This window comes from Micromonospora sicca (genome assembly GCF_003172935.1).
Taxonomy (GTDB): Bacteria; Actinomycetota; Actinomycetes; order Mycobacteriales; family Micromonosporaceae; genus Micromonospora; species Micromonospora sicca.
Window position 1 is genome coordinate 1 of record NZ_QGKS01000368.1, and the last position, 9,485, is coordinate 9,485.

Below are 9,485 nucleotides of genomic sequence, written 5' to 3' on the forward strand. Positions count from 1 at the left end.
GACCCGCCGAGGCGGGCCGGTGGCCGTGAAGCGTCAACCCGGCATCGCTTCGGCGAGCAAGACCGGGACCGTCCCACCGCAAGGCGGGACATCCAATCACATGCTCACCAAAGCATCATGAGAGGAACGGAACAACAGTGATTACGTTGAGCCAGGAGGCGCGTGACCTGAGCTGGCTGGTGAACGCGTTCGCCGAACGGGTCCCCGGGGTGGCGCACGCGGTGGTGGTCTCCTCCGACGGGCTGCTGGTGGCGATCTCCGCCCACCTGCCCCGCGACCACGCCGACAAGCTGGCCGCCGTGACCTCGGGGCTGATGAGCATCACCGCCGGTGCCGCCCAGATGTTCGACGGCGACGTGGTGAAGCAGACGGTCGTGGAGATGGGCCGCGGGTACTTCCTCGTCATGCAGATCCGGGACGGCTCGATCCTGGCCACCCTGGCCGCCGCGGACGCCGACATCGGCGTGGTCGGCTACGAGATGGCGCGGTTGGCGAAGCAGGCCGGCGAGATGCTCACGCCCGCACTGCGGGCCGAGTTGCAGCAGGCGCTGCCCCGCTGACCGGGACGACCGGGCCGGGGCGTCACCCCGGCCGGGTCGCCGCGGCGGCGCTCAGAGGCCGTTGTCGCGGATCACCGTGCGGTACCAGTGGGCGCTGCTCTTGAGCACCCGGCGCTGCGTCGGGTAGTCGACGTAGACCAGGCCCCAGCGCTGGTCGTATCCCTCGGCCCACTCGAAGTTGTCCAGCAGCGACCAGACGTGGTAGCTCTCCAGCGGCACTCCGTCGGCGATCGCCCGATGCGCGGCGGCGAAGTGGTCGCGGAGGAAGTCGATCCGGCCGGAGTCGTCGACGGTGCCGTCCGGGCCGAGCCTGTCCGGGCAGGGCAGGCCGTTCTCGGTGACGGTGATCGGGATCCGGCCGTAGTCCCGGGTGACCCGGGTCAGGATGTCGTACATCCCCTCGGGGTAGATCTGCTGCCAGTCCGCCTCCGAGGTGGGCCAGCGGCGGGTGGTGTCGCCGCCGGCGGTGACGTAGATGGGCGTGTAGTACTGCACCGCGAGCAGGTCCACCGGGCTGGCGATGACGTCGAGGTCGCCGTCGCGGATACCGGCGGCCATCCGGCTGTCCGGGCCGAGGTCGGCCAGCACGTCCCGCGGGTACGCGCCCTTGAGGACGGAGTCGAGGTAGAGGCGGTTCTCGTAACCGTCGTACAGCCGGGTCGCCGCGGCCGCCTCCGGGCTGTCGTCGGCCGGGTAGCAGGGGTGCAGGTTGAGGGCGGGGCCGATCCGGCCGGCCTGGCCGGTGGCCCGCAGCGCCCGTACGGCCAGGCCGTGCGCCAGATGGAGGTGGTGGGCGACCAGGTAGGCGGCCGCCGGGTCCTGCCGGCCCGGCGCGTGGTGCCCCCACAGGTAGCCGTTCTGCACCACGGTCTTCGGCTCGTTGATGGTCAGCCAGACCGGGACCCGGTCGCCGAGGGCGCGGAAGACGGCGTCGGCGTACTCGGCGAAGCGGTGGGCGGTGTCCCGTGACTCCCAGCCGCCGGCGTCCTGCAACGCCTGCGGCAGGTCCCAGTGGAACAGGGTGGCCATCGGCGCGATGCCGCGCTCGTGCAGCCCGTCGACCAGTCGCCGGTAGAAGTCGAGACCGCGCTGGTTCGGCTTGCCGGTCCCGTCGGCCTGGATCCTCGGCCAGGAGATGGAGAACCGGTAGCTGCGCAGGCCGAGGTCGGCCATCAGGTCCAGGTCGTCGCGGTAGCGGTGGTAGTGGTCGGCGGCGACGTCGCCGGTGTCGCCGTTTCGGGTCCGGCCCGGGGTGTGGCTGAAGGTGTCCCAGACCGACTCGCCCCGGCCGTCCTCCTTCGCCGCCCCCTCGATCTGGTACGCCGACGTGGCCGCGCCCCAGCCGAAGCCCGGCGGGAAGCGCAGCGGTCCGCGCGGGTCCGGGTCGTTGTCCCGGTCCGGGCTGCTGTCGCAGCCACCGACGGCCGCGGCGGCCACGACGGCCGGGGTGGCGCCCGCCAGCCCGGCGCGGGCCGCTCCGGCGGCCGTGGCGGACAGGGCGGCGCGGTGGAGCAGGCGCCGTCGGGGGAGTTTCGACATGAGCGTTCTCCTCGGAGGATAGGGCCCCGACGGCCGGGAGCGCTCCCATCATAGGCAGGGGTTGCCGTGCCCCGATCCCGCGGGTGGGCGCAGGGCGGACGTCGCCATGGCGTACGTCGACTACGGGAACCTTCCCCAACGGGCGAGCGCTCCCGGCGGACGGGCAGCCGGCCCCGCCCGTCCGCCCGCCCGACCGGGCCCTTGGGGAACTGGAGCAGCCCGGTCGGCGGGATGGCCTGATTCGCACGGTCAGGCCGGGTGGGCCGGCCGTCCGGACGAAGCAGCGGACCGGCCGGCCCACCGCTCCGTCCGGAGACGAGATTGCCGCGAAAAAGTCCGCGAAAATCCGCGCTGCACGGGATCACACGGCGGCGGTGGACGGAGTAACGTACATCACCAAGAGAGGCCGCTCCCCCCGTGGCGGCCTCTCTTCACGTCCGGCGCCGGCTGGTCCCGACCGGCCGGACGCCGCAGCTCCGCCGGCCGGCCGGCAGCGCCCGACCCGGCCCGCTCCGACCACCTCCGCCGGCCCGCCGGCACGGCGACCGTGGTCTGCCGCGCTCCCGCCGAGCGCCGACCCGAGCCGGCCGTTACGGTGTGCGGGTGCGCGAGACGGCGAGGGGTTGGACGGCGGTCTGGTTGGTCGTACTGGCCCTGGCGCAGGCGGCCGCCTTCCTCGTGGTGTGGCGGCTCGCCCTGCACACCGAGGTCGGCCAGTGGCTCGACACCGTGGCGCTCACCGGCAACCGGATCGGCCAGGAGCGGATCGACGGGCCGGTGGGCCGGATCCTCAACGCGATGTCGGCGGTGTCCCTGCTGGTGGCCACCGCGGTGATCGGCTTCATCGCGCTGATCCGGGGGCGCAAGGCCCTCGCGGTCACCGCCACCCTGCTGATCGCCGGCGCCAACGTCAGCACCCAGTTGCTCAAGCAATTCCTGACCCGGCCGGACTTCGGGGTCGACCCGGAGCGGGCGGCGGCGGGGAACAGCCTCCCCAGCGGACACACCGCGGTGGCCGCCTCGGTAGCGATCGCGCTGATCCTCGTGCTGCCGCCCAAGGTGCGGGTCGTCGGCGCCTTCCTCGGCGCCGGGTACGCCGCCGCCGCCGGGGTGGCCACCCTCTCTGCCGGCTGGCACCGACCGAGCGACGCCGTGGCGGCGTTCCTCCTGGTCGGGGCCTGGGCGGCGGTGGCCGGCCTGGTCCTGCTCCTCTTCCAGCGGGAACGGGCGGCGATCTCCCCGCAGGACGCGCACCGGGCGGCCGCCGCCGTCCTCGGCATCGGCGGGGTGCTCGCCCTCGTCGCCTCCGCGCTCGCCCTGTCCTGGCTGGTCGACCTCCCCGAGGTTCCCGCCGACGAGCTCTCCCGCCGCCCCCTCTTCGTCGGGTACGCGGGCAGCGCGGCCGGCATCGCCGGGACGATCGCCGTGGTGGCCGCGCTGGTCCTCGCGGTGGTGCACCGCCTGGTGCCCCGGCACAAGGGTTAGCTGCGGTAGTAGGTGCCGACCATCGTGCCGCTGGCGATCTCCTTGTCGGTGAGCGCGCGGTGCACGTCGGTGGCCTGGGGCGCCTCCGGCAGGTCCAGGGGGCGCTCCAGCGCGTAGAGGCGGAAGAAGTACCGGTGCGGGTCCTCGTGCAGTGGCGGGTGCGGGCCGCCCCACCCGGTCGTACCGAAGCCGTTGGGCCACTCGCGGCCGCCGTTCGGCACCGCGCCCTCGGCGACCCCGCCGGATCCCGGCGAGATCCCGGTCACCAGCCAGTGCAGGAAGGGAGCCTTCCCGGCGTCCGGGTCCTCGACGATCAGGATCAGCTCCTCGGTCGCGTCGGGGACCTGGGACCACTGCAGCGGCGGCGAGACGTTTCCGCCTTCCCGGGAGAAGCGCCCCGGTAGCAGGTCGTGATCGTTGAACGCGGTGCTGCGCAGCATGATGCCGGCCATTCGATGCCCCCTTTCGTCCACCGGCGCGTACCCGGCCCGGGGGTGCCGAAACGGCCGCGTGAGAAGGTACGCCCGGCGAAGCGGATGATCGGGGAGGACGGATGGACGAGGTGCGGACGGCGTTTCGGGACGAGTGCGCCTGGCTGGCGGAGATCTTGCGAGGGCTCGACGAGGCGGACCTCGACCGACCCACCCCCTGCCCGCCGTGGAACGTCCGGGACCTCGTGGCGCACGTCCGCACCGGCGCCGGCCGCCTCGTCGACATGCTCGCCGCGCCCGCCCCGGACCGGGCGGAGGTGGATGCCGCCGGCTACTTCGGCGCCGCCAAGTTCACCCCGGAGGTGGACGGCGCCAGGATCGACAGTGCCCGGCGGGAGGCGTGCGAGCGGCCCGGCGTACCGGAGGTGGCGGCGGACTTCGCGCGGGCCTGGCAGGCCACCGACGAGGCCGTGGCCGCGCAGCCGCCGGGCCGGCTGGTCCACACCCGACACGGTGACGCGATGACCCTGACCGAGTTCCTGCGGACCCGGGTGGTGGAGGTCGGCGTGCACGGCCTGGACCTGGCCGACGCGCTGGACCGGCGGCCGTGGCTGACCCCGACGGCCGCCGCGGTGGTGGCCGACCTGCTGACCGGCGGCCGCCCCGTCCCGGCCGGGCTCGACTGGGACCCGCTGACGGTGATCCGCAAGGCCACCGGCCGGTCCGGCCTGACCGACCGGGAGCGGACCCTGGTCGAGGAGGCGGGCTTCCGCTGGCTTTCCTTCGGCGGCTGACCCGGTCCGGGCCTCCATTGTCGACCGCGGTCGCCGACCTCGCGCGGTCCTACGTGGTGCGGGGTCAGTCGCCGGTGCGGGCGGCCGGGACGTGCGGCGCGGTGCGGCGCAGGTGGTCCAGCACGATCGGGTCGATCCGGCCGGGCACCAGCCGCTCCTCGAGGTTCTCCACGCCGGCCCAGGACGCCAGCGCGTCGTCCAGCCCGGCCGGACCCACGGGGTGACCGACGGCGGCCAGCAGCGCGGCGACATCGTCGGCGAGCGGGCCGGCCAGGTCCCGCAGGGTGGCCGGATCGGGCTTGCCGAAGAGCAGGGTGTGCGTGTCGAGCAGCCGCCCCAGCTCGGTCACCGGGTCGGGGTGGTCGTCCACCCGCAGGTCGACGACGGTGTCGCCGGTGCCGGCGTACCCGCCGTGCCGCTCGACCACCAGCAGCCCGGCGCTCTGCCGGCCCCGCCGGTCGCCCCCCGCGCGGTCGCCGGCGTGCAGCGCGGCGAGCAGCCGCTGCGGGAACGGCAGGCCGGCGCCGCCCAGCCAGGCGTCCCGGACCGCGTCGATGACGTGCGGTCCGGCGAGGATGTTGCCCTGGGCGGCCCAGCCGTCGCCGGCCCAGGGGTGGCAGCGCGGCCCGGTCCAGGTGGCGCCATCGCCGGTCGCCCCGACCACGCCGAGCTGCCGGTCGTCCCGGCCGGGGTCCGCCGCCACCAGGCCGGCCACCACGTCGGGGGCGGCCACGCCGGTGCGCAGCAGGGCCAACCCCTGCGGCCGGTACGCGAGGTTGACGTGCGCCTGGGTGGCGACGGCCCCCACCTCGGCCTCGGCCGCCGGCACCAGCGCGCCGGCGGCGAGGAACTTGCTGGCCACGGCGACGCCGTGCAGGCGTCCGTCGGCGGATCGGGCGACGATCGAGAAGGTCACCCGCGGATGGTAGCGCCGGTACGTCCCGGCCGGCGCCCTGGCGCGACGGGGCCGGCGCCGTCAGAAGGGGGAGGTGGCCGGCTCCCACGGGCGGCCGCGGGCCCGCAGCAGGCCGTTCTCGTTGCCGTCCTTCATGGTCGGTGCTTCCGGCCCTGGCTCCAGCCCACCTGGCGGTCGTAACACTCTTTCCGGGCGGAACAGCGGGTATCGCCCGGATCGGGGCGGTGCGACCGACCGGGATCTTGCTCGGGGCGACGGCGAGCGGGCACGATCGACCGGTGACGAACCGATGGGGCATGACCGTGCCGCTGAGCGGGATCCCGCTCGCCGACCACGCCGCGGTCTACGCGGCCCTCGACCAGGCCGGCTTCACCGACGTCTGGTCCTCGGAGGTGGCCGGCGCCGACGCGTTCACCCCGCTGGCGCTCGCCGCGGCGTGGCAGCCGAGGCTGCGGCTCGGCACCGCGATCACGCCGGTCTTCACCCGGGGGCCCGGGCTGCTGGCGATGAGCGCCGCCGCCCTCGCCGAGGCGGCGCCCGGCCGGTTCGCCCTCGGCATCGGCGCCTCGTCGCCGGTGCTGGTGCGGGACTGGAACGCCGTCCGCTTCGACGAACCGTTCCGGCGGACCCGGGACGTGCTGCGGTTCCTCCGCGCCGCGCTGCGCGGGGAGACCGTCGACGAGGTCTACGACACGTTCACCGTCCGCCGGTTCACCCTGGAACGCCCCCCGGCCGTCCCGCCGCCGGTGCTGCTGGCCGCGCTACGCCCCGGCATGCTCCGGCTCGCCGCCGCCGAGGCCGACGGGGTGATCCTCAACTGGCTCGCCGCCGACGACGTGCCCCGGGCCCTCGCCGAACTCGGCGACCGGCGGCCGGGCTTCGAGGTTGTCGCCCGGATCTTCGTCTGCCCCACCGAGGACGCCGCGCACGCCCGCGCGCTGGGCCGCCGGCTGATCACCGGCTACCTCACCGTCCCCGCGTACGCCGCCTTCCACCGCTGGCTCGGCCGGGAGGCGACGCTCGGTCCGATGTGGGCCGCGTGGGCGGCCGGGGACCGGCGCGGCGCCGCCGCGGCAGTGCCCGACGAGGTGGTCGACGCGCTGGTGCTGCACGGCTCGCCCGAGCAGTGCGTCGCGCAGGTCCGCCGCTACGCCGAGGCCGGGGTGGACGTACCGGTGATGGCGCTGCTGCCCACCCCGGAGCTGGCCGCCGGCGGCGCGGCGGCCCTGGCCACCCTGATCCCCCGGCTGGGCGTCGCCGACGCGGACCGGAGCTGACAGATGAACCTCACCGACCGGGTGGCCGTGATCACCGGCGGGGCCGGCGGCATCGGGTCCGCGCTGGCCCGCCGCTTCGTCGCCGAGGGCGCCGCCGCCGTGGTCCTCGCCGACCTGGACGCCGACGCCACCCGGGCGGTCGCCGAGCAGATCGGCCCGGTCGCGCACGCCGTCGGCCTGGACGTCACCGACGAGGCGCAGGTCCACGCGCTGGTGGACGAGACCGAGCGGCGGTACGGGCGGATCGACCTGTTCTGCGCCAACGCCGGGGTGGCCACCGGCGGGGGAGTGGAGGCCCCGGACGCCGACTGGGACCGGGCCTGGCGGGTGAACGTCCTCGCGCACGTCTACACCGCCCGGGCCGTGCTCCCGGCGATGCTGCGGCGCGGCTCGGGGTACCTGCTGTTCACCTGCTCGGCGGCGGGCCTGCTCACCGCGGTCGGGGACGCTCCGTACACCGCGACCAAACACGCGGCGGTCGGCTTCGCCGACTGGCTCGCGATCACCTACCGGGACGCCGGCATCCGGGTCAGTGCGCTCTGCCCGCAGGGCGTGGACACCCCGATGCTCGCCGACGGCCTCGCCGCCGGCCACCTCGGCGCCCGGGTCATCGCCGCCTCCGGGGCGGTGCTCACCCCCGACCAGGTCGCCGACGCGACCATCGCCGGGCTGGCCGAGGAGCGGTTCCTGATCCTGCCTCACCCGGAGGTCGCCGGCTACGCCCGGCGGCGCGCCGAGGACCCGGACGGCTGGCAGGCCGGCCTGCGCAAGCTGGTCCGCAAGCTGCGCGCCTGACTAGCTCCGTCGGTCAGATCCACCCGGTACCACCGCCGACGTCGCTGGGCGGGCCGCCCAGGAAACTGGACCAGTTGTCGGTGGGGCGGGCGCTCTCCGTGTCGGAGAGACCGGGGCCGGCGCGGCGGGCGGTGCGGCGCAGCCCCCGCGCCGCCTTCCTGGCCGCCGCCAGCTTCTGCTCGCGGGTGAGGGTGCGACGGCGACGGGCGCGCCACGTCCAGCCGGCCATGACCAGCGGGGCGCCGGTGAGGAGGGCGATGACCACCCAGCCGGGTCCGGACATGCCCCGACGGTAAGGCCCGGCGGCAAACGTCACCGGCGCCAGCGCAGCGGGCCCGGGTGCACCGACCAGAGCAGCCGCCGCCACCACGGCCGGGCGTCCCGCAGCGCCGACACGTACCCGTGGGCGACCGCCGCCGCCCGCTCCGCCTGCTCCGGGGTCGCCGTGCCCGGGGCGAAGGCGACCCGGTTGAGCAGCCCGGCCAACTCGTCCACCGCCACCACCACCGCCGGCGCGCCCACCTCGGTGGACGTCGCCGCCCGGGCCTCGGTGAGGGCCCGCCGCGCCGCCCCGGCCACCTCGGCGGCCGCCAGGTCGTCGCCGACCGGCTGGCCGGCCAGCCGCAGCCCGTCGGTCACCTCCCGCCAGGCGCCGGTGATCCGCCCACCGGGGTCACCCCGCCCCAGCCGGGCCCGGGTCAGGTTCCGGCGCAGCGCCGCCAGGGTCAGCAGCACCAGCCCGACCAGCAGCACCAGGCCGCCCGCGCCGCCGCCCATCAGGGCCGGGGTGGCGAGCCCGGACCGGCTGTCCGGCGGGCCGGACGCAGCCTCCGCCGGGGGCGTCGCCGTCGGCTCCACCGTCGGCGCGGGCACCTCCGACGGGGGCGGGTCCTCCGGGGTGGGCCGGAAGTCCTCCTCCACCGGGCGCGGCGCGGAGTCCGGCTGCGGCATCGGGTCGAACGGCACCCAGCCGACCCCCTCGAAGAGGACCTCCGGCCAGGCGAACGCGTCCGCCGCGCGGACCGGACCGTCCCCGCGGGGCTCGAAGCCCACCACCACCCGGGTGGGCAGCCCGGCCAGCCGACCCAGCACCGCGAACGCCGCGGCGAACTGCTCCGAGGTGCCCCGCTGCCCGCCGCCGTTACGCGGGCCGAAAAGGAAGAACGCCAGGTTCGGGTACGCGTGCCCGCTCGCCGCGTCCGCGGTGACCCGGTAGTGCTCGGCGAGGAACTGCTCGATCGCGGCGGCCCGGGCGTACGGGGCGCCGTTGGACTCGGCGAGCTGGGCGGCGAGCCGGCGCAACTCCTCCGGCGCCCCGTCGGCCACCCGCAGCACCCGGGACACCGCGTCGCCGGCCGGCACGTTCGCCGTGGCCAGCAGGTTCCCGTCGGGGCGCTCCCGGAGCGAGGTGACCGTGTAGCGCAGCCCGGGTGCCAGCCCCTCCGGCCGGATCAGCGTCCCGGTCGCCGGGTCGTACGCCACCCGGGCGCCGGTGATCTCCCGGGGCGTGGCGACCGCCGGCAGCAGCCGCCCGGTCAGGTCGGCCACCGTGATCTCCTGGCGGACCGGATCGGTGACCCCGCCCGGGGCCGGCTCCACCGCCGGCAGGATCCGGCCCGCGTTGCGGTAGGTGGCCCCGACCCGCCAGGTCACCCAGTCGTAGTCGCTGCGCACGGCCAGCCGGATCC

Annotated in this window: 10 protein-coding genes; 5 read left to right on the top strand and 5 right to left on the bottom strand. The window is 75.9% G+C overall.

Annotated features, from left to right (window positions below; genetic code table 11):
• The first annotated feature begins 137 nt into the window (after positions 1 to 137).
• Positions 138 to 560: a roadblock/LC7 domain-containing protein gene (locus DKT69_RS29700; protein ID WP_109804767.1), complete on the top strand. Its 423-nt coding sequence runs from the start codon at positions 138 to 140 to the stop codon at positions 558 to 560.
• A gap of 51 nt (positions 561 to 611) precedes the next feature.
• Here the strand turns inward: DKT69_RS29700 and DKT69_RS29705 are convergent, their stop codons facing one another.
• Positions 612 to 2,099 carry a GH1 family beta-glucosidase gene (locus DKT69_RS29705; protein WP_109804768.1) on the bottom strand — a complete coding sequence of 496 codons (1,488 nt, stop codon included), beginning with the start codon at positions 2,097 to 2,099 and terminating at the stop codon, positions 612 to 614.
• A gap of 597 nt (positions 2,100 to 2,696) precedes the next feature.
• On the opposite strand from DKT69_RS29705, the gene DKT69_RS29710 reads away from it, so the two are divergent.
• The gene (locus DKT69_RS29710; RefSeq protein WP_201749926.1) at positions 2,697 to 3,584 is read left to right on the top strand and encodes a phosphatase PAP2 family protein; all 888 of its coding nucleotides are present in this window, start codon (positions 2,697 to 2,699) and stop codon (positions 3,582 to 3,584) included.
• Here DKT69_RS29710 and DKT69_RS29715 read toward each other — a convergent pair.
• On the bottom strand, positions 3,581 to 4,036 hold the full coding sequence (locus DKT69_RS29715) for a YbhB/YbcL family Raf kinase inhibitor-like protein (RefSeq protein WP_109804769.1): 456 nt from the start codon (positions 4,034 to 4,036) through the stop codon (positions 3,581 to 3,583). The two genes, DKT69_RS29710 and DKT69_RS29715, sit on opposite strands and share 4 nt — an antisense overlap.
• A gap of 101 nt (positions 4,037 to 4,137) precedes the next feature.
• On the opposite strand from DKT69_RS29715, the gene DKT69_RS29720 reads away from it, so the two are divergent.
• Positions 4,138 to 4,809 (top strand): maleylpyruvate isomerase N-terminal domain-containing protein, encoded by a 672-nt coding sequence (locus DKT69_RS29720; RefSeq protein ID WP_109804770.1) that lies wholly within the window; start codon positions 4,138 to 4,140, stop codon positions 4,807 to 4,809.
• A gap of 64 nt (positions 4,810 to 4,873) precedes the next feature.
• Here DKT69_RS29720 and DKT69_RS29725 read toward each other — a convergent pair whose 3' ends face one another.
• Positions 4,874 to 5,725, bottom strand: a complete 852-nt coding sequence (locus tag DKT69_RS29725) for a DUF1028 domain-containing protein (RefSeq protein WP_109804771.1) — start codon at positions 5,723 to 5,725, stop codon at positions 4,874 to 4,876.
• 296 nt (positions 5,726 to 6,021) lie between these two features.
• On the opposite strand from DKT69_RS29725, the gene DKT69_RS29730 reads away from it, so the two are divergent.
• Both DKT69_RS29730 and DKT69_RS29735 read left to right on the top strand, forming a co-directional pair.
• Positions 6,022 to 7,002 carry an LLM class F420-dependent oxidoreductase gene (locus DKT69_RS29730; RefSeq protein WP_109804772.1) on the top strand — a complete coding sequence of 327 codons (981 nt, stop codon included), beginning with the start codon at positions 6,022 to 6,024 and terminating at the stop codon, positions 7,000 to 7,002.
• A gap of 3 nt (positions 7,003 to 7,005) precedes the next feature.
• Positions 7,006 to 7,797, top strand: a complete 792-nt coding sequence (locus tag DKT69_RS29735; protein WP_109804773.1) for an SDR family oxidoreductase — start codon at positions 7,006 to 7,008, stop codon at positions 7,795 to 7,797.
• Positions 7,798 to 7,810: 13 nt separating this feature from the next.
• Here DKT69_RS29735 and DKT69_RS29740 read toward each other — a convergent pair whose 3' ends face one another.
• Positions 7,811 to 8,080: a hypothetical protein gene (locus DKT69_RS29740; protein WP_109804774.1), complete on the bottom strand. Its 270-nt coding sequence runs from the start codon at positions 8,078 to 8,080 to the stop codon at positions 7,811 to 7,813.
• Positions 8,081 to 8,109: 29 nt separating this feature from the next.
• Positions 8,110 to 9,485, bottom strand: a 1,376-nt coding sequence (locus DKT69_RS29745) for a transglutaminase TgpA family protein (protein WP_236648436.1), incomplete at its 5' end; no start/stop codon positions are given.

Bases quoted from the DNA above. Each gene is read 5' to 3' on its own strand.
- DKT69_RS29705 (WP_109804768.1), bottom strand. From the start codon at position 2,099: ATGTCGAAACTCCCCCGACGGCGCCTGCTCCACCGCGCCGCCCTGTCC.
- DKT69_RS29715 (WP_109804769.1), bottom strand. From the start codon at position 4,036: ATGGCCGGCATCATGCTGCGCAGCACCGCGTTCAACGATCACGACCTG.
- DKT69_RS29720 (WP_109804770.1), top strand. From the start codon at position 4,138: ATGGACGAGGTGCGGACGGCGTTTCGGGACGAGTGCGCCTGGCTGGCG.
- DKT69_RS29730 (WP_109804772.1), top strand. From the start codon at position 6,022: ATGACCGTGCCGCTGAGCGGGATCCCGCTCGCCGACCACGCCGCGGTC.
- DKT69_RS29735 (WP_109804773.1), top strand. From the start codon at position 7,006: ATGAACCTCACCGACCGGGTGGCCGTGATCACCGGCGGGGCCGGCGGC.
- DKT69_RS29740 (WP_109804774.1), bottom strand. From the start codon at position 8,080: ATGTCCGGACCCGGCTGGGTGGTCATCGCCCTCCTCACCGGCGCCCCG.